This is a genomic window from Sphingosinithalassobacter sp. CS137, from assembly GCF_014334115.1.
Taxonomy (GTDB): Bacteria; Pseudomonadota; Alphaproteobacteria; order Sphingomonadales; family Sphingomonadaceae; genus Sphingomonas.
In genome coordinates, this window is sequence record NZ_CP060494.1 from 2,194,094 (window position 1) to 2,212,533 (window position 18,440).

Here is an 18,440-nt window from a genome sequence, read left to right on the forward strand (position 1 = left end):
CGAACGGCGGCGCGCTGCGTCGCTAAGCGAGCTGGCTGGATGACTGCGTCTGTGCGCCGCGGCACGACCGCGATGGCATGTGCATCGCCTTACCGGCCCGCTCTGAACGAGCGAGGTTTATCCAATGTCTTGGCGGATTTGCTGGGTGCCTTTGGCAGCCATGATCGCCGCGCAGGCTGCACAGGCGCAGCCCGTCGGCTACGAGGAAGCGCTTGAAGCCGCGCGGGCGGAGCAGCCCGTTCTGGAGGCGGGCGCGTTGCGCGTGGAAGCAAGGCGGGTGGCGGCGGATGCTGCCGACGAACTGCCCGACCCGCGCCTCCGCGCTGGCGTCATGAATCTGCCGGTCACCGGGCCAGCCGCCTTCGAGATCGACCGGCAGCTTCCCACCCAGATCGCGGTCGGCATCGAACAGGAAATTCCTAACCTCGCCCGCCGCCGCGCACGATCCGGTCTCGCAGCTTCAGAGATCCGCCTCGCCGAAGCGCGTCTCGGCATGACGGAACGGAGTGTTCTCGCCGATGCCGGAGGCGCCTGGGTGAGCCTCTATTATGCACAGCGACGGATGGATCTTGCGCGCACCGCGCTGGCCGACCTTCGGGAGTTTGTTCCGGTCGCCAACAGCGCGGTCGCATCAGGATCGGCACGGCCCGCCGAGAGCCTGGCGATCCGGCGCGAACTGCTCGGGATCGAGGATGCCATAACTGCCATCGAGGCAAGCCGCGAAACGGCGCAGGCTCGCCTTTCGCGCTATATTGTCGTCGACCAACCTGTTGCGCAGGGCATTGCTCCCAGCGCAGATGTGGATCCGGAACGGCTACGGCTCGGCCTGGAAACCAACCCCGAACTCCTGCTTGCGGACGCCGAGAGTGAGCGGTCCGAAGCGGGCGTCCGGTTGGCTCGTTCCGAAAAGCGGCCCGACTTCGGCGTGAGTGTAACCTACGGCCGCAGAAATCCCGATTTCGGCGATGTCGTGTCGGTCATGGGCTCGGTCACGCTGCCGATCTTCACCGATCGGCGACAGAACCCGCGTATCGCGGCCGCCGAAGCGGACGCAGCTGCCGCGCTGGCCGAGCGGGACGACCGTCTGCGCGCTGTCACTGCCCGGTTCGAGGCCGACCTTGCCGCCTGGCGCAGCGCGGTGCGGCAATGGGAGCGGGCGCGCGACGAGCTAATCCCGCTCGCACGCAATCGGGCTACACTCGAGACGGCCAGCTTCGCCGCAGGCCGCGCCGATCTTGTCGACGTAATCGCGGCAAAGTCCGCACTCGCACTTCTCGAGCTCGAGATACTCGAACGCGAGCAGGCCGCGGTCGAGGCGGCTGCGACGCTGCGACTTACCTACGGGGAGGACAGGCCATGAGAGCTGTGTTCGAACGTCTCACGCCGCGCCAGCGCTCTTATGCGGCGGCAGCCGGTATTGCCTTGATCAGCCTGGGAGCCGGCTACGGTCTGTCGATGCTCGGCGAAGACAGCGGCGGCGGTGATGGCACTTCCGACACCGGCTGCGAGGAAGTGCTCTACTGGTACGATCCGATGGTGCCCGACCAGCGCTTCGACGAGCCGGGCAAATCTCCGTTCATGGACATGCAGCTGGTCCCAAAATGCGCCGGAGGCGAGGCGCAAGGCGGCGAAGGAGTCAGCATTGATCCCACGATGGTGCAGAATTTCGGAATCCGCACCGCCGAGGTCGAATTCGGCGTGCTGGAGCCCGAGACGACCGTCACCGGCACGCTCGCCTATAATGGGAGCGAAGTCGCGATCGTCCAGCCACGCGCCGGCGGCTATGTCCAGCGGACCTACGGCCACGCACCGCAAGACCTGATCGCCAGGGGCGCGCCGATCGCCGATCTTCTGGTGCCCGAATGGGGCGGCGCGCAAAACGAATATCTGGCCGTCGCCGCGACCGGGGACCAAGCCTTGACCCGGGCCGCGCGCGAACGTCTGCGCCTCCTCGGCATGCCGGAATCGGTGATTTCTTCGGTCGCACGAAGCGGCAGGCCGCAGTCGACGATTACAATCACCGCGCCGCAATCCGGGGCGATCACTGCCCTTGGTGTGCGGTCTGGCATGACGGTCATGGCGGGCCAGACCCTCGCGGAAATCAGCGGCTACAGTCCGATCTGGCTCGAGGCGGCGGTGCCGGAGGCGCTGGCGGGGAGCGCCCGCGTTGGACAGCCGGTAAGCGCAACGCTCACCGCTTTTCCCGGCGAACGCTTCGCCGGCCGGATCATTGCCATCCTGCCTAGCGCGCAGGATGCCAGCCGGACGATCACCGTGCGCGCGGCGATGCCCAATCCCGGGCTGCGTCTGAAGCCGGGAATGTTTGCCCAGGTCACGCTTGCACCCGAGCGGCAAGAGGCCTTGCTGGTGCCGTCCGAAGCCGTGATCCGCACAGGTGAACGAACCCTGGTGATGATCACTCAGGAGGGTGGGGGCTATCGCCCTGTCGAGGTCCGGATCGGACGCGAAGCAGGCGGTCGGACCGAAGTGCTTGCTGGGCTCGCGGCGGGCGAAGAGGTGGTCGTTTCGGGTCAGTTCCTGCTCGACTCCGAAGCCAGCCTGGCCGGTATCGATGTGCGCGCGATCGACGAGGCTCCATCGACCGCTGGCGAAGGCGAAACGCAGAAGGAAGCGGATAAGCCGCGGACCTATCGCGCCACCGGCACGATCGAGCGGATCACTGCCCGCAGTGTCACCTTGCGGCACGGCCCCGTGCCCGCGCTCGAATGGCCGGCCATGACGATGGGGTTCGCCTCCGAGGGTCCGGCGCAGCTGCGCGGGTTTCAACGCGGCGACCGGGTTGCCTTCACCTTTGTCCAGGCCAGAAGCGGACCTCGCATCGTCTCGATCCGGAAGACCGGCGAATGATCGCGCGGATCATCGACAGTTCGATTGCCAACCGCCTTTTCGTGGTTCTGGCTGCAATCGGTCTGGCGCTCGCCGGCTTCTGGGCAGTGCGGACCACCCCGGTCGATGCTCTGCCCGATCTGTCGGATGTACAGGTGGTGATCCGCTCGAGCTATGCCGGGCAGGCCCCGCGCATCATCGAGGATCAGGTCACCTATCCGCTGGCGACGACGATGCTTTCGGTCCCGGGAGCGAAGACCGTGCGCGGCTATTCGTTTTTCGGCGACAGCTATGTCTATGTGATCTTCGAGGACGGCACCGATCTCTACTGGGCGCGCTCGCGCGTTCTGGAATATCTCAACCAGGTCCAGAATCGTCTGCCCGAAGGGGTCGAGAGCACGCTCGGCCCGGATGCGACCGGGGTCGGGTGGATCTACGAATATGCGCTGGTCGATCGCACCGGAGGGCACGATCTTGCAGGGCTGAGAAGCCTGCAGGACTGGTTCCTGCGCTACGAGCTGAAGACCATTCCCGGCATTGCCGAGGTCGCCAGCGTCGGCGGCATGGTCAAGCAGTACCAGATCGTGCTCGACCCCTATCGCATGGCCTCGCTTGGCGTGACCCACGCCGAGGTGGTAAGCGCGGTCCAGGCGGGCAACCAGGAGGCGGGCGGCTCGATCGTCGAGATGGGCGAAGCCGAATTCATGGTCCGCGCGTCGGGCTATCTCGGTAGCCTGGAGGATTTTCGCGTCATACCTCTGCGCACCGAAGCGGGCGGCGTTCCGGTCACGCTCGGCGATGTCGCCAATGTCCAGATCGGGCCCGAACTGCGGCGCGGCATCGCCGAACTCAATGGCGAGGGCGAAGTCGCGGGCGGAATCGTCATCCTGCGGCAGGGCGCCGACGCTCGCGGTGCGATCGAGGCGGTGGAAGCGAAGCTCGATCAGTTGCAGGCGAGCCTGCCCGAAGGCGTCGAGATCGTCACGACCTACGACCGCTCGCAGCTGATCGACGCCTCGGTCGAGAATCTCACCACCAAGCTGATCGAGGAGTTCATCGTCGTCGCGCTCGTGTGCCTGTTGTTCCTGTGGCACGCCCGCTCTGCGTTGGTTGCCGTGGTAACCCTGCCCTTGGGCGTCCTCGCCGCCTTTCTCGTCATGCGCTTCCAGGGGGTGAATGCCAACATCATGTCGCTGGGCGGCATCGCCATTGCCATCGGTGCGATGGTCGACGCGGCGGTGGTGATGATCGAGAATGCGCACAAGCATATCGAGCGCTGGACCGAGCAGAACCCGGATACGGTAATGTCGGCTCAAGAACGCTGGCGGATCGTCGCGGATGCATCGAAGGAGGTCGGCCCGGCGCTGTTCTTCAGCCTGCTGATCATTACCCTGTCGTTTCTGCCGGTCTTCACCCTGCAGGCGCAGGAAGGACGGCTGTTCGCCCCGCTCGCCTTCACCAAGACCTATGCGATGGCGGCGGCGGCGATCCTGTCGATCACGCTGGTGCCGGTTCTGATGGGCTGGCTAATCAGGGGCAAGATACCGGCAGAGGACAGCAATCCGATCAACAGGGCGCTGACCCGCGTCTACCGGCCCGGCCTCGATTGGGTGATGCGCCGTCCCAAGGCAACGCTGGTCATCGCCGGGCTGATCTTCGCCACGACGCTGGTTCCCTTCTCGCGCCTTGGCGGCGAGTTCCTGCCCCCGCTCGATGAGGGCGATCTGCTCTACATGCCGAGCGCGCTCCCCGGTCTTTCTCCAGGCGAGGCCTCGGCACTGCTTCAACGGACCGACCGCCTGATCAAGACGGTGCCCGAGGTCGACACCGTGTTCGGCAAGGCAGGGCGCGCCGACACGGCGACCGATCCGGCGCCGCTGACGATGTTCGAGACGACGATCAGCTTCAAACCGCGCGAGGAATGGCGTGAGGGGATGACGCCTGACAAGCTGGTCGAGGAGCTCGACCGCGTGGTCCGGGTTCCGGGCCTCGCCAATGTCTGGGTGCCCCCGATCCGCAACCGTATCGATATGCTCGCGACCGGCATCAAGAGCCCGATCGGGGTCAAGGTCGCAGGCGAGGACTTGGGCGAGATCGAACGCGTGGCGCTCCAGGTTGAACAGATCGCCAAGCAGGTACCGGGGGTAAGCTCGGCGCTGGCCGAAAGGCTGTCTGGCGGCCGCTATGTCGATGTCGATATCGATCGCCTGGAAGCAGCCCGCTACGGGCTCAACATCGCCGATGTGCAGCAGATCGTATCGGGCGCGATCGGCGGCGCAAATGTCGCGCGCACGGTGGAGGGGTTGGCTCGCTATCCGGTCAATGTCCGCTATCCGCGCGAGATTCGCGACAGCGTCGATGAGTTGCGCAACCTTCCGGTCCTGACCCCTGCGGGACAGCAGATTACGCTTGGCACGGTGGCGAATGTCCGCGTGACCAGCGGGCCGCCCATGCTCAAGAGCGAGCAAGGCAGGCCGACCAGTTATGTCTATGTCGATGTGCGCGGGCGCGACCTGACCTCGGTGGTGAGCGACTTGCAGGAGGCGATCGCGGCCGAGATCGATCTGCCCGCGGGCGTCAGCCTTTCCTATGCCGGGCAGTTCGAATATCTGACCCGCGCCTATGAACGCCTGAAGATCGTTGTGCCCGCGACGCTCGCGATCATCTTCCTGCTGCTTTATCTGATTTTCCGCCGCTTCGACGAAGCGCTGCTGATCATGGGTACGCTCCCCTTTGCGCTGACCGGCGGGTTCTGGCTGCTCTACCTGATGGGGTACAACCAGTCGGTTGCCACCGCCGTGGGGTTCATCGCGCTCGCAGGCGTTTCAGCAGAGTTCGGCGTGGTCATGCTGATCTACCTAAAAGCCGCGTTGGAGCGGCGGGAGGGCGACCTCGACGCCGATGAGGTATCGGCGGCGATCCGCGAAGGCGCGCTGTTGCGCGTGCGGCCCAAGGCAATGACCGTCGCCGTGATCCTCGCCGGACTGTTTCCGATCCTCATCGGCACCGGTGCGGGCTCGGAGGTGATGAGCCGCATTGCCGCACCGATGATCGGCGGGATGATAACCGCCCCCCTGCTTTCGATGTTCGTGCTTCCCGCCGCCTATCTGATGATGCGGCGCCCCCGGACCAAACGGTCCAAACCCCTCGAAGGAGAAGAAGAATGCGTTTTGCAACCCTCATGACTTTACTGGCCGCGCCGCTGGCGCTCGCCGCCTGCGGCTCTGGCGACGATACCGAAATGATGGACGACACGGCCATGGCAGAAGGCCAGATGGCAGACGGTCAGATGCCGATGGACGGTGCCGACATGCCGATGATGGGATCGGACGGCGCGATGCAGAGCGCCTCAGCCGAAGGAACGGTCACCGCCATCGATACCGATGCGGGAACGATCACCATCGATCACGGCGCAGTCCCGGCAATTAAGTGGCCGGCCATGACGATGGCGTTCGAAGCCGACGAACAACTGCGTAACCGCGTTGCGGTTGGCGATAAAGTCTCGTTCGAATTTGCCACCGGAGAAAGTGGCAGCTCGATCACCTCCATCACCAAAAAGTAGTTTGTGGACCGGCCCCGGATGGTTTTCCGGGGCCGGTATTACAGGAGAAGGACGATGATGAATGGTGAAATGCCGTCGGCGATGATGGGGATCATGGGACTGTTCTGCCTGTTGCTGGCTGTCCTGATGGTGTTGGGCATCGCCGCGCTGATCAAGTATCTTCGGAGCAAATAGAGTGGACCGGTGGGTCATCTCGACCGGTCTCGACCGACGCGCCTTGCTGAGAACAGCCGGCACAGCCGCTGCCGGCTTCATGGTTTTTCCGTTGTCGGCCTGCGAAGCGAGGAACTCGCTGCTTGGTTCCGATGGAGCCGGTGCCAATTCGCTTGTCATTCCCCAGCGCGACCAGGGAACCGTCGAACTGGGCGTGCGGGTATTCCGACTGTCAGTATCCGCAGGGCAGAAGGAATTCGCTCCCGGCGTCGCTTCGCCCACGATCGGGGTAAACGCGCCCTACCTTGGCCCGACGCTGGAGATGCGCCGCGGCGAGCGGGTTCGGTTGCATATCGACAACGAACTGCCAGAGGGTGCGACGGTCCACTGGCATGGATTCGAGCTTCCCGCCGCCGCTGACGGCGGACCGCACCAGCTGATCCGTCCAGGCACACGCTGGAGCCCGACCTTCGAAGTTCGCCAGCGCGCTTCGCTCTACTGGTATCACTCGCATCTGCATCGCGGCACGGGACCGCAGGTCTATGCGGGGCTCGCCGCACCGATCTACGTCCGCGATGACGAGGAAGACGCGCTCGATCTGCCGAGCGAATACGGCGTCGACGATATCCCGCTTATCGTCCAGGACCGCCTGCTCGATAGCTCCGGCAGGCTGCTCTATCCGCAGACCATGCATGCACAGATGATGGGCGTGCGCGGAGACCGTATCTTCGTGAACGGTACTCAGAACGCAGTGTTCGACGCGGGAACCGGCCTGTTGCGCCTGCGCATCCTCAATGGTTCGAATGCGCGCTTCTACGATTTCTCGCTGTCCGGCGGGCAGACCATGCAATTGGTCGCGAGCGATGGCGGCCTTCTCCAGCGCCCCCATCCGATCCGGTCGCTCAGGCTCGCCCCGGGAGAACGCGCGCAGGTGATCATCGACCTTTCCGAGGGTCGCCCACTCAGCCTGGTCGCCACCAGCCCGGACAATTCGATGAGTATGATGGGCGGGGACGGCCGGGGCATCATGAGGCGAGGCATGATGAATCGGGGCCGGGACGACGGCGGCGCTGACGAGGTCTTACGGATTCTCGAAATCAGGCCGCAGGGCGCACACCGATCGGCGACTTTGCCAACGCGGCTGGCCTCGTTTGCCGCGCCCGATCCGTCGGTGGCTGTCCGCACGAGGAGATTTGTCCTCGACATGGGCATGATGGGCGGCGGCATGTCGATCAACGGCGCGAGCATGGACATGAACGTCATCAACGAGCGCGTACCCGTCGGGCAGTGGGAAATCTGGGAAATCGCCAACGCCTCGATGATGGCGCACCCCTTTCATATCCATAATGCGCAGTTTCGCGTGATCGATCGCGGCGGACGCGCGCCGTCGCCGCTGGAAACGGGGTTCAAGGACACTGTCGTCGTTAATCCGCGCGAGCAGGTGCGCCTGCTCCTGCGCTTCGAGGAACACACCGATCCGGACCTGCCCTACATGTATCATTGCCACATTCTCGAACATGAGGATGCTGGCATGATGGGGCAGTTCGTCGTCGTGAAGAGCTAGGAAGGAGTTCGCATGAGCAAGGGGGACAGCGTGCTCGAGGGCACGGCGATCGATCCGGTCTGCGGGATGAGCGTCGAGATCGACGGGGCGAAATACACTGCCGAGCACGAGGGCGCGCGACACTATTTCTGCTCGTCGCGCTGCCATGACAAGTTCCGCTCGGATCCAGAGCTCTATCTGTCGGGCGCGCACCTGAATGCTGTCGAGGATGTGCCCGAGGGCGCGATCTATACCTGCCCGATGCATCCCGAGATACGCCAGCCGGGCCCGGGGAGCTGCCCGATATGCGGGATGGCACTCGAGCCGGAAACCGTGAGTCTCAACGAAGGACCCGATCCCGAACTTGTGGACATGCGCCGGCGCTTCTGGTGGAGTGCGCTCCTCACGCTGCCGCTGTTCGCCTATGCGATGAGCGATATGGTTCCGGGGCTCAGCTTCGACCAGCTGATCGAGCCGGCCCGGGCGCAGTGGGCGCAGTTCGTCCTCGCCACCCCCGTCGTTCTATGGGGCGGCTGGCCGTTTTTCGTACGTGCGTGGCAATCGCTCAAGACGCGCAATCTCAACATGTTCACGCTGATCGGAATCGGGGTCGGCATTGCCTATCTGTTCAGCCTGGTGGCGACCGCGCTGCCGGATTTGTTCCCGCCGGCGTTCCGCGACCACTCGGGCCGGGTGGGCGTGTACTATGAGGCAGCAGCGGTCATCACGACGCTTGTCCTCCTCGGGCAGGTACTGGAATTGAAGGCACGCGGCTCGACGTCGAGCGCCCTTCGCGCACTGCTCGAACTCGCCCCGCCTTCTGCTGTGAAGATCTTCGGCGAAGCCGATGAACGCGAAGTTCCGCTCGATGAGCTTGTGACCGGTGACCGCTTGCGCGTGCGGCCTGGTGACAAGGTCCCGGTCGACGGCGAAATCGAGGAGGGATCGAGCGCAATCGACGAGTCGATGGTGAGCGGCGAACCCCTGCCGGTGACCAAGCGCGCGGGCGATACGGTCATCGGCGGAACGGTCAACCAGACCGGGGGCTTCATCATGCGGGCCACCAACGTCGGCAAGGACACCATGCTGTCCAAGATCGTCCAGATGGTCGCCGAGGCGCAGCGCAGCCGCGCGCCGATTCAGCGATTGGCCGATCAGGTCGCGGGCTGGTTCGTGCCCGCCGTCGTCGTGGTCGCAATCGTCACTTTCGTGGTGTGGGCGATCTGGGGGCCGGCTCCGGCTTTCGCCTATGCGCTGGTAAACGCCATTGCGGTCCTGATCATTGCCTGTCCCTGTGCGCTGGGGCTCGCCACGCCGATGTCGGTAATGACCGGCACCGGCAAGGGCGCGCAACACGGCATCCTGATTCGCAATGCCGAAGCGCTCGAGACGCTCGAGAAGATCGATACGCTGGTGGTCGACAAGACCGGCACGCTGACGATGGGCAAGCCCGATCTGGTAGCGGTCAACCCGGTCGAAGGTATCGATGCCACCGAATTCCTTGCTTCGGTCGCGGGCGTCGAGATGGGCAGCGAGCATCCGCTTGCCCACGCAATCGTCGAGGGCGCCCGGGTACGCGGGGTGTCGCCCGCCAACGCAACGGACCTGGCCTCGACTACCGGCGAAGGCGTCGAAGCGACCGTAATTGCCCGCCGGGTGGCGATCGGCAACGAGAAGATGATGCGGCGGGTCGGGATCGACGACGAGACCTGGTTGGGCTCGGCCGAAGCCGGTCGCGCGCGGGGGCAAACGGTGATGTTCGTCGCATTCGACGGGCGCCCGGCAGGCTTGATCGCAGTGGCCGATCCCATCAAACCGACCAGTTCGGCGGCCATCGCCGCGCTGCACGGTCGTGGCATTCGCGTGGTCATGCTGACCGGCGACAGCCGCGGTACGGCCGAAGCGGTGGCGCGGGAGATGGCCATCGACGAGGTGCACGCCAACGTCTCGCCCGAAGACAAGCACCGCGAAGTAGAGAGGCTGAAATCCGAGGGGCGCCGTGTCGCGATGGCAGGCGACGGGATCAACGATGCGCCCGCGCTTGCAGCAGCCGATGTCGGCATCGCCATGGGCACCGGCACCGACGTGGCGATCCAGAGCGCCGGGGTTACACTGGTGCGCGGCGATCTGACCGGCGTGGTGCAGGCGATAGTCCTGTCACGCGCGACCATGCGGAACATCCGGCAGAACCTGTTCTTTGCCTTCGCCTACAACACGCTGGGCATTCCCGTTGCCGCAGGCTTGCTGTTTCCGTTTACCGGCCTGCTGCTCAATCCGATGATAGCGGCGGCGGCCATGAGCCTGTCTTCGGTTTCGGTGATTGGCAATGCACTGCGACTGCGCGGAGTGAAGCTGCCGATCTTTGCGGGGCAAGGCGCTCGCGAAAGCTGACACTTTCAACGGATGCCGCCGAACCCGGAGTTACGACATCGCGCCAGTTGGATGATTATGCGGACGGGCCTGCCGACGGTCTACGAACCTTCTTGCGTCGCAGCTTTGGAAACCGGTTTGCCAACAGGACGAAGCCCGACAGAGCGATGGTCGTTCCGCCGATCCCGAACACCAGCAGCCACCAGCTGTTGATCCGGTCCCGCTCGGTCCAGTCCATGATGTGCAGTCCCCAGACGAAGTCGAAGAAGCGCCAGGTATCGCTTCGTGCGGCCAGAATCGCTCCGCTGGATGCGTCGATATAGATTCTCGTCGTGTCCTCGTCGCCGAAGGTGACCTGCCAGGCGGGAAAGGGCCCGCGGAACTCCGTTCCGACCGGTGTCTCGATGAGCATCTCGCTTGCAATCAAGGTTTCGGGTCCGGTCCATGCACGACGGGCAATGGCGCGCGCGTCGACACGGGATAGCGGCGAGAGCTTCTGACCGGTGGCAGGATCATGCAGGGATTTCGACCCGTTGCTCCGCTCGATCTGAACAACAGAACGGCCGGCCACGGATTTGGTCGTCAGCGCGACGAGGTTTTGTCGATCCCCCAACCATCGCGGTCCGGGGAACGCAGGATCGAGCGTTTCGGCCTGCCGTGTAATAACGTGTTCGGACCGCACCTTCTCGATCTTGAGGAAGGACATGATGGCGCCCGTGCCCATCCACAACAGCGCCTGGACACCGACAAACAGCGCGAGCCACTTGTGCAGCTTGCTGCCGAAAACATGAAGCCGCAGCTTGCGCGACGGCTTTCGAGATGCCGGTATCGACGCCACGAGGCCTTATTCGCTGCGCGGCGCGCGCGACGACGAATGGTATTGCACGATCTTCCACCCATCGGCGTCGTGCGCGAGCACCGAGGTCGCAACGCCTTCGCGCTCGATCACCCGCCCGTCCGTGAGTTCGATCCGGTAGGTATAGCTCTCGCGCCCAAAGGCCATGTGCCCCATCCGGCTGACCGCGACCGTCGGCTTGCCAAAAACGAAACTCGTGATCGCATCGAGCTCGGGTCCGAGATGATGCTCCATGTAGTTCGCGAAGCTTCCTTCGTCCTTTCCGTTCTCGAAAACGAAGGACTCATCTGCGAATAAAGCGATCATGGCATCCGCATCGCGGGCCGTCAGGGCACTGCGATAGGCGGTCAAGACAGCCTCTGCGCCCGCCACATCGTCGTTCATGGCCGCCATGTGGTTTGTATGATTCATGGCTTGCCCCGACTGGTTCATCGGCGTCGAGGCGGCGTGCTCGGTATGATCCGCAGACTGCGCCATCGCCGCGGGGGTGGTCGCTGTCAGGGCCAAGGCGATCGTTCCTCGAATTATCCATGCGTGCATTGAACTTCCCTCCCTCAAAACCAGAATCGTATGCCGACGACGTAATTTGTCACGCTCGGATCTTCGCCGTTCGCCCGCGCATAGTCTGCGCTTCGCCCGACCTTCCATTCCTGTTCGACGCCGATGTAGGGCGCGAACTCACGGGCGAATTCATAACGCAGACGCAGGCCGAGTTCGACCGTGTCCAAGCCCGACCCGATGCCGAGTTCAGGCACGTTCTGCGCCGACAGGTTAAATTCTGCGCGCGGTTGCAGAATGAGGCGCTGAGTGATCCGCTGATCGACCTCACCTTCAATACGCGCGGTCAGGTCCCCCTTGGTGGACAGAAACGCCGCGGCATCGATTTCGAACTGATAGGGCGCCAGACCCTGGATGCCGAGGACCGCATAGGTCCGGTCGCGCGGGGCGAAATCCTGGCGTACACCTGCCTGCAGGTCGAACCACGGGCCAATTGCGCGGCTGTATAGTGCCTGGACTTCTGCGCCCTCGATTTCCTCGCCGAAACTGCCTTCGCCCTCCGATTTGAACCAGAACTTGTTGATATCGCCGCCGTAATACCCCTGCACGTCCCACAGATAGCCGTCTTTGCCCTCGCGCAGCCGGTATTCGGAGCGATCGGCCATGAACCAGAAAAAGGTCTGACCGCCCTGTTCTTCGCGCAGTTGCTCGCGGCTCGGGCGCATGGCGGCGGCGCCCCAGATGGCGTCCGCGGCACGTGGCGGCCCCGATCCGGCTGAAGGCGGCGGCGTCCCGGCGGGGATCGGCATCGCCATCGCGTCGTGATCCATTTGCGAGTGGTCGACCGTCTCCGCCTGCGCGGGGGAATGGTTCATCTGCGCATGATCGGCGATGGGTGTCTGCTGCGCGTCCGTCTCCATCTGCGAATGGTCCATTTGCAAATGGTCCATGGTGTCCGGCCGCGCGCTCTGCTCAGCCGTGGGTGCCGGTGTTGGCGCAGGAGCTGGAGCGGGCGCCGGCATGGTATGCCCGGCATGCTGTGCCAACGAGGGCGCCGCCGTACCGATGAGGAGCAGTGCGAACAGCGATTTCATCCGTGTTCTCCCACGCGCTCTTGCTCGGGCGCATCGCCCTTCGGCGCCACGGTGACGATCTGAAACATCCCTGCATGCATGTGATAAAGAAGGTGGCAATGGAACGCCCAGTCTCCGGACTCGTCGGCGGTCAGATCGAACGAGGCGCTCCCGCCGGGCTGGACGATGACGGTGTGCTTCTGCGGCTGGCGGTCTGCCGGCGCGCCGTTCACCAGTTCGAAAAAATGGCCATGCAGGTGGATCGGGTGCGCCATCATCGTGTCATTGACCAGCTTCACCCGGACCCGTTCATTGTAGGCGAAACGGATCGGCTCGTCGCTGACCGACGAGAACTTCTTCCCGTCGAACGACCACATGAACCGTTCCATGTTGCCCGTCAGGTGGATTTCCATCTGGCGGGACGGCGTGCGCAAGTCATCGTTGGGCTCAAGCGCGACCAGATCCCTGTAGGTAAGGACCTTGTGCGGGACCTTGTCGAGCCCGATGCCGGGATCGCCCATCCGGTCGACCGGATTCATCGCCACCATGTCGAGGCCCGGCCCGACCGCCACATCCGGCGACAACATGGACGTGTCGCGCATGTTCATGCCGCCCATGTCCATCGCGCCCATGGGCTCTGCTGCACTCGTCGTGGCCGGGTTCGCAGGAGCGTGCCCCATGGCGGAATGGTCCATTCCGCTAATGGAGTCGTCGCTGCCATCCATCCCGGCCATGCCACCGCCGTGATCCATGCCGCTCATACCCATGTCGGCCATAGTCAGGAGCGGAGGGTCGCGCAGCGCCGGGACCGCCGCCCGCGCGCCGGGCCTGCTGGCGAGGGTTGCCACCGCCATGCCCGAGCGGTCCATCGACTCGGCAACGATCGTCATCGCCTCGCCGGTGGGCTCGACAACGAAATCGTATGTTTCGGCGGTGCCGATCTGAAACTCCTCGACGGCCACCGGGCGCACATTCTGCCCGTCGGCGGCGACGATTTGCATGCGCGCGCCGGGGATGCGGACATTGAAGAAGCTCATCGCGCTGCCATTGATCACCCGGATGCGCACCCGCTCGCCGGGATTGAAGAGAAACTCCAGGCCTTCGAGCGGACCATGCCCGTTGGCGAGGTACGTGTAAGTGGAGCCGGTCACATCGAGAATGTCGGTCGGCATCATGCGCATTTGTGCCCACATCCGCCTGTCCTCTCCGCTCAGCGGATAGTCGTCGGTCCAGGTGGTTTTCTGGTAATTGAAGTACCCTTCGCCCTTCTTCAGCTTGTCCATGATCGCGTGCGGATGCATCGGCGTGAATTCGCTGAGCAGCAGCACGTAGTCGCGGTCCGCCTGCACCGGATCGGCTCCCGCCGGATCGATCACAATGGGGCCGTAGTGCCCCGCCTGCTCTTGAAGATCAGAGTGGCTGTGCCACCAGTAGGTGCCGGTCTGGCGAATGGCGGGAAGATCGTAGGTGAAGGTCTCGCCCGGCTTGATGCCCGGGAAACTGACGCCAGGCACGCCGTCGAACTGGAACGGCACGAGAAGCCCGTGCCAGTGTATCGAGCTGTCCTGCGAAAGCGTGTTCGTGACGTTGAGGCGAACAGGCTCCCCTTCCTTCAGCCGGACCAGCGGTCCGGGCACGCTGCCGTTGACCGCAATGGCATGGCCCCTGCGGCCCTGAACCACGCGCGGGCCTTCACCGATCGTCAGATCGATCGATGATCCAGAGACTTCGTCGGAGCCCGAGCGAATAACGCCATTGTGAATATTGGCGCCTCGGGCCCAGGCGGGAGTCAGGGCAGTCAGCCCGGCCAGACCGGCGGCACCGGCCCCTGCGCCCAGAAGGCCTCTTCGGTTCATCGTCAGCATGTAGATTCCTGAAGGTTTTCCATGACCCGGAATTACGCACCAAGCGGGCTTTCCCCTCACTCGAGGTCGAGTTTATTTCTGAGCTGCTTGCGCGCGCGGTAGACCAGCGATTCCACCGCTTTTTCCGAAATGCCGAGCAGTTCGGCAGCCTCGCCCTGGCTTCGCCCCTCGACCGTCACGAGTATAAGGGCTTCGCGCAGGCGCCGCGGCAGATTGAGGATCTCTGCATGGGTTGCCTTTAGAAGCTGCTTGTCCAAAGCCTCGATTTCCGGCGACGGCGCGCGATCGGCAGCGAGATCGATTTCCAGCACCTTTCCGAAGCCCAGGAATCGGGCCGCTTTCCTGCGCCGCAATCTGTCGCGACACTTATTCAAGGTGATGGTGGTCAGAATGGGCAGGATAGGCCGCATTGGGTCGAGCCGCGCGCGGGCGATCCAGGCCGATGCCAGCGCACTCTGCACCGCATCCTCCGCATCCTGGCGAACGCCCAGCATTCGAAACGAAGTCGCCAGCAGTCTCGGCAGTAACGGTTCTACGAGCAGGGTGAAGGCACGGCGGTCACCGGCGACAACCTTTGCGACAAGCTGCTCCTGGTCGTGAGATTGCCCCTGCACTCCAGGATCATTCCGGCGGCGAACCGGTCAGCGACCGGGCAACCTGTCGGTCGAATTCACGTTGCTGATCCTCGTCGAGGATACTTCGCATAGCGAAAACATGCCGCACCGTCGCCTTCTGCAACTCGCCCATGCTGGCATGAACCTGGTCGATCGCGGCGCTTACCTCAGGGCCGTATTCGTGCTCGCTGTCCATCGCAGCGGCCAGAACAGCGTTCGCGCGACGAACCGCAAGTTCGCGCTGCGCGTTCTCGATATCATACCGCTCCTCGAGCCGGTCCAGTTGCTCGTCCTGGGCTGCGGTAAGATCGAGTTGCTCGTGTACGAACTCGTGGAGCCCGCCCGACTGGCCTGGCGCGAACCATCTCTGTGCCGCGGTTGCACCCATAAAACCCGCCAGAGCGGCGAGCAGAATGGCAATCAGGATTTGCCGTTTAGGATTGGTCATCGATCGACGTGCAGCAGCGCAGAAGGAGAAAGCCCTGCGTCGCTGAACAACGGATAGCTTCGATCCTGCGCGTAGGCAGGCACTTGAACGGTGACGGCTCCTGCGCTCAGTCCGACTGCGAAGAGCGCCACGAACAGCGCGCTGCGCATGGTTCTATCCCGACGCGCGCTGATATCGCCGACCCGCTCCCAGACTCCCTCCATGAAGCCGTCCGGCACCTCGGCGTCAGCATCGTGCGCGAGACCCTCGAGATAGGAACCCAATTGCTGTTTCATCGGTGACGGTCGATCCTTCGGCTGCAGGTCGTTTCTCAATACGCTCGAACCGTCCGCAGCCCTCAATTGAACTTACGTGAGGGGAGGCGGCTCGGGATGCGTAACCGCAGCATAAGCCGCGTTAACCCGCCCTGAAAGAGATCTCGTTGTTATGAAAGCTGCCCATCTTCTTGTGCTTCTGTGCGTGGGCTTACTCTCGGTCAGCCCTGCCCATGCGCATGGCGATGAGGAACACGGTGGAGCTGAAAACGCCAAGTTGAGCTCCGAGGTGGCCGGACAGATTTCCAAGGGTGATATCGCGCCCTCAGCTGTTCAGGCCACCGGGGCGACACCGGTGTCCAGTGGGCACGATGATGCAGCAGGAGGACATGAAAGGGCAGTGGAAGCCGGCGCGCTCGTCTTCCTTCAGAAGCTGCACCCCGCAACGGTCCATTTCCCAATCGCATTGTTCCTGGTGGCGGCGCTGACCGAACTGTTCGTTATGGCACAGCGAGGAGCAAGTCTCGAACCGGCTGTCCGCGTGCTGATCTATGGCGGCGCCGCGGGCGGCGTGATCGCGGCGCTGTTCGGGTGGATCCATACCGGTTTCTGGTTCGGCGGGGATGCTGTGATGCAGGTCCACCGGTGGAACGGCATGCTGATCGCCGCGCTGGGCGTGGTCCTGGTGTGGCTCGCTCGCAGCCCACGGGAAAGCAGAACTCTTCTGCGGGTCGGGCTCTATTCAGTATCTGCGCTCATTCTCGCCCAGGGATTCCTTGGGGGGGAACTCACACATGGGCCCGATCACCTTGGCTTCTCCTGGATTTGAAGGGAAAAATCGTCATGAGTTCATTCACGCACAAGCAAATTTTTGCGGCGATCCTGATCGGTGCCGCATCAGCGGTCCTGGCTGCATGCGACCAGCAGGCAGCCCCCAACGACCGAGTGGAGGGCTCTGAACTGGGCGAGGCGGCGCCGCCGGAAACGGTCTTCCCGGTGACTGAAGTTGATGCGGACAGTTCCGCCGAGATCGAAAGCCAAGACGTCCCGGCCGCCGCCGCGGCGAAACCCGAGCGCAGGTCAGCCGATCAAGTGCCGACAAGGTCGGCAAGCAAGCCTGCGCCCAGTTCCACCACAGTCCCGATGCCTCCCAAGAGCGAGGCTGCCGAACCGGCAGATCCTCATGCAGGACATGATATGGAAGCCATGTCCGATCACGACATGAATCGCATGTAACAAAGGAAGGGTCGAACTGGAACGATGTCGCGGTCTGTGCGGTTAAAAAATCAGAACCAATTCAGATCGGGACCGGCGCTCGACCAGATTATAAATAGACAGGAGCGTTAGATGGCACAGAAAGAACACGCAGACGGAGGTGAATCGAAGGGATACCTGCGCTTCATGGCGATGATCGCCACCTCAACGGTCGTCATGTTCTTCCTAATGTATGTTAATACATACGACGCCGATCACATGACCTGGAGCGAGACACGCTTTTGGATGGCTTTCGTCATGGGGTCCGCGATGATGGTCGTCATGATGCTGTTCATGTGGAGCATGCACAAGAACAAGACCAAGAACTTCATCATACTCGGCGTCGCTGCCGTTGTCTTCGCCCTCGCGCTTTGGCTGGTTCGTAGCCAGACTACCGTAACCGACACCGAATACATGTCGGCGATGATCCCCCACCATTCGATTGCCATCATGACCAGCGAGCGTGCGCACATACGCGATCCGCGGGTCCGCAAGTTAGCCCACGACATCATTCTCGCCCAGCGGCGGGAGATCGCCCAAATGAAATACCTGATTGCCGATATCGAGGAGAACGGTGTTCGCACTGCGGAGCGCATGCCCGAGGAGGTGGAGCAATGAAAATAGCAGTTACGATCGCACTTCTGGCGTTGCCTCTGGCGGCCTGCAACCAGAACACTGAGCTCGGCAATGACCGCGAAGGTCAGATCGACGCGGCGCCAACCCCGGCACCGATCATGGGTGCTGCAGCCGCACTTGAGAACGTCGCCACCGCCGCACTCAAGCCCGAAACCATGAGTGATGCAGACATCGCGGCGCTTGGTGGAAGAGAAGGGCGCTGCGCGGTCAAGCTGACCGAGGTGGACTTTCCGTCATTCCTTTACGAACCCACAGGCAGCGGCGCCATCAAGCTGAATGGCAAGCTCATTGTGTTGCGCAATGCTGGCGATGCCAGGTTTGAAGACGGTGGACTGACGGTCACACTGCAGCCGGTGGATGATGAAGGTAACGCCGGCCTCCAGGCGATGGAGATGATCATCGTTCCTCCCGGCGCGAAGGATGAGATCGGCTATCGCGGCTATAGTCAGTGTTTCCAGGTTAGATGA

General features: G+C 63.4%; 17 protein-coding genes. 10 read left to right on the top strand and 7 right to left on the bottom strand.

Annotated elements, in window-relative coordinates:
• The first annotated feature begins 145 nt into the window (after positions 1-145).
• From H7V21_RS10835 to H7V21_RS10860, 6 genes are all read left to right on the top strand, one after another.
• On the top strand, positions 146-1,360 hold the full coding sequence (locus H7V21_RS10835) for a TolC family protein (protein ID WP_262503828.1): 1,215 nt from the start codon (positions 146-148) through the stop codon (positions 1,358-1,360).
• Positions 1,357-2,868, top strand: coding sequence for an efflux RND transporter periplasmic adaptor subunit (locus H7V21_RS10840; protein ID WP_188053760.1), 1,512 nt, complete (start codon positions 1,357-1,359; stop codon positions 2,866-2,868). The genes H7V21_RS10835 and H7V21_RS10840 overlap by 4 nt, the downstream gene beginning before the upstream one ends.
• Complete coding sequence (locus tag H7V21_RS10845; RefSeq protein ID WP_188053761.1) at positions 2,865-6,032, top strand: efflux RND transporter permease subunit; 3,168 nt, start codon at positions 2,865-2,867, stop codon at positions 6,030-6,032. The genes H7V21_RS10840 and H7V21_RS10845 overlap by 4 nt, the downstream gene beginning before the upstream one ends.
• Positions 6,011-6,409: a copper-binding protein gene (locus H7V21_RS10850; RefSeq protein ID WP_262503829.1), complete on the top strand. Its 399-nt coding sequence runs from the start codon at positions 6,011-6,013 to the stop codon at positions 6,407-6,409. Before H7V21_RS10845 ends, H7V21_RS10850 begins: the two co-directional genes overlap by 22 nt.
• Before the next feature lie 175 nt (positions 6,410-6,584).
• On the top strand, positions 6,585-8,126 hold the full coding sequence (locus tag H7V21_RS10855; RefSeq protein WP_262503830.1) for a multicopper oxidase family protein: 1,542 nt from the start codon (positions 6,585-6,587) through the stop codon (positions 8,124-8,126).
• Between the two features lie 12 nt (positions 8,127-8,138).
• On the top strand, positions 8,139-10,496 hold the full coding sequence (locus tag H7V21_RS10860) for a heavy metal translocating P-type ATPase (RefSeq protein ID WP_188053762.1): 2,358 nt from the start codon (positions 8,139-8,141) through the stop codon (positions 10,494-10,496).
• A 55-nt stretch (positions 10,497-10,551) separates the two neighbouring features.
• Here H7V21_RS10860 and H7V21_RS10865 read toward each other — a convergent pair whose 3' ends face one another.
• Genes H7V21_RS10865 through H7V21_RS10895 form a run of 7 tightly spaced genes read right to left on the bottom strand, consistent with a single transcriptional unit; the run spans position 10,552 to position 16,104 of the window.
• On the bottom strand, positions 10,552-11,313 hold the full coding sequence (locus tag H7V21_RS10865; protein WP_188053763.1) for a PepSY domain-containing protein: 762 nt from the start codon (positions 11,311-11,313) through the stop codon (positions 10,552-10,554).
• Between the two features lie 6 nt (positions 11,314-11,319).
• A complete protein-coding gene (locus tag H7V21_RS10870) occupies positions 11,320-11,838 on the bottom strand; it encodes a YybH family protein (RefSeq protein WP_262503831.1) in 519 nt (172 codons plus the stop codon).
• 47 nt (positions 11,839-11,885) lie between these two features.
• Positions 11,886-12,923: a copper resistance protein B gene (locus tag H7V21_RS10875; RefSeq protein ID WP_188053764.1), complete on the bottom strand. Its 1,038-nt coding sequence runs from the start codon at positions 12,921-12,923 to the stop codon at positions 11,886-11,888.
• A complete protein-coding gene (locus tag H7V21_RS10880; RefSeq protein ID WP_188053765.1) occupies positions 12,920-14,767 on the bottom strand; it encodes a copper resistance system multicopper oxidase in 1,848 nt (615 codons plus the stop codon). The genes H7V21_RS10875 and H7V21_RS10880 overlap by 4 nt, the downstream gene beginning before the upstream one ends.
• A gap of 56 nt (positions 14,768-14,823) precedes the next feature.
• A complete protein-coding gene (locus H7V21_RS10885; RefSeq protein ID WP_188053766.1) occupies positions 14,824-15,381 on the bottom strand; it encodes an RNA polymerase sigma factor in 558 nt (185 codons plus the stop codon).
• A gap of 7 nt (positions 15,382-15,388) precedes the next feature.
• Positions 15,389-15,829, bottom strand: coding sequence for a periplasmic heavy metal sensor (locus H7V21_RS10890; protein ID WP_188053767.1), 441 nt, complete (start codon positions 15,827-15,829; stop codon positions 15,389-15,391).
• Complete coding sequence (locus H7V21_RS10895; protein WP_188053768.1) at positions 15,826-16,104, bottom strand: hypothetical protein; 279 nt, start codon at positions 16,102-16,104, stop codon at positions 15,826-15,828. The genes H7V21_RS10890 and H7V21_RS10895 overlap by 4 nt, the downstream gene beginning before the upstream one ends.
• Positions 16,105-16,255: 151 nt before the next feature.
• Here H7V21_RS10895 and H7V21_RS10900 point away from each other — a divergent pair, with 151 nt between their 5' ends.
• From H7V21_RS10900 to H7V21_RS10915, 4 genes are all read left to right on the top strand, one after another.
• Positions 16,256-16,912: a DUF2231 domain-containing protein gene (locus H7V21_RS10900; protein WP_188053770.1), complete on the top strand. Its 657-nt coding sequence runs from the start codon at positions 16,256-16,258 to the stop codon at positions 16,910-16,912.
• Between the two features lie 14 nt (positions 16,913-16,926).
• The gene (locus H7V21_RS10905; RefSeq protein WP_188053772.1) at positions 16,927-17,319 is read left to right on the top strand and encodes a hypothetical protein; all 393 of its coding nucleotides are present in this window, start codon (positions 16,927-16,929) and stop codon (positions 17,317-17,319) included.
• Positions 17,320-17,430: 111 nt separating this feature from the next.
• Positions 17,431-17,955, top strand: coding sequence for a DUF305 domain-containing protein (locus tag H7V21_RS10910; RefSeq protein WP_188053774.1), 525 nt, complete (start codon positions 17,431-17,433; stop codon positions 17,953-17,955).
• Positions 17,952-18,440 carry a DUF6692 family protein gene (locus H7V21_RS10915; RefSeq protein ID WP_188053776.1) on the top strand — a complete coding sequence of 163 codons (489 nt, stop codon included), beginning with the start codon at positions 17,952-17,954 and terminating at the stop codon, positions 18,438-18,440. The genes H7V21_RS10910 and H7V21_RS10915 overlap by 4 nt, the downstream gene beginning before the upstream one ends.

Excerpts from the sequence above, each read along its gene's own strand:
- H7V21_RS10900 (WP_188053770.1), top strand. The coding sequence starts at position 16,256 with ATGAAAGCTGCCCATCTTCTTGTGCTTCTGTGCGTGGGCTTACTCTCG.
- H7V21_RS10895 (WP_188053768.1), bottom strand. The coding sequence starts at position 16,104 with ATGAAACAGCAATTGGGTTCCTATCTCGAGGGTCTCGCGCACGATGCT.
- H7V21_RS10875 (WP_188053764.1), bottom strand. The coding sequence starts at position 12,923 with ATGAAATCGCTGTTCGCACTGCTCCTCATCGGTACGGCGGCGCCCTCG.
- H7V21_RS10860 (WP_188053762.1), top strand. The coding sequence starts at position 8,139 with ATGAGCAAGGGGGACAGCGTGCTCGAGGGCACGGCGATCGATCCGGTC.
- H7V21_RS10910 (WP_188053774.1), top strand. The coding sequence starts at position 17,431 with ATGGCACAGAAAGAACACGCAGACGGAGGTGAATCGAAGGGATACCTG.
- H7V21_RS10850 (WP_262503829.1), top strand. The coding sequence starts at position 6,011 with ATGCGTTTTGCAACCCTCATGACTTTACTGGCCGCGCCGCTGGCGCTC.
- H7V21_RS10890 (WP_188053767.1), bottom strand. The coding sequence starts at position 15,829 with ATGACCAATCCTAAACGGCAAATCCTGATTGCCATTCTGCTCGCCGCT.
- H7V21_RS10840 (WP_188053760.1), top strand. The coding sequence starts at position 1,357 with ATGAGAGCTGTGTTCGAACGTCTCACGCCGCGCCAGCGCTCTTATGCG.
- H7V21_RS10915 (WP_188053776.1), top strand. The coding sequence starts at position 17,952 with ATGAAAATAGCAGTTACGATCGCACTTCTGGCGTTGCCTCTGGCGGCC.
- H7V21_RS10845 (WP_188053761.1), top strand. The coding sequence starts at position 2,865 with ATGATCGCGCGGATCATCGACAGTTCGATTGCCAACCGCCTTTTCGTG.
- H7V21_RS10880 (WP_188053765.1), bottom strand. The coding sequence starts at position 14,767 with ATGCTGACGATGAACCGAAGAGGCCTTCTGGGCGCAGGGGCCGGTGCC.
- H7V21_RS10905 (WP_188053772.1), top strand. The coding sequence starts at position 16,927 with ATGAGTTCATTCACGCACAAGCAAATTTTTGCGGCGATCCTGATCGGT.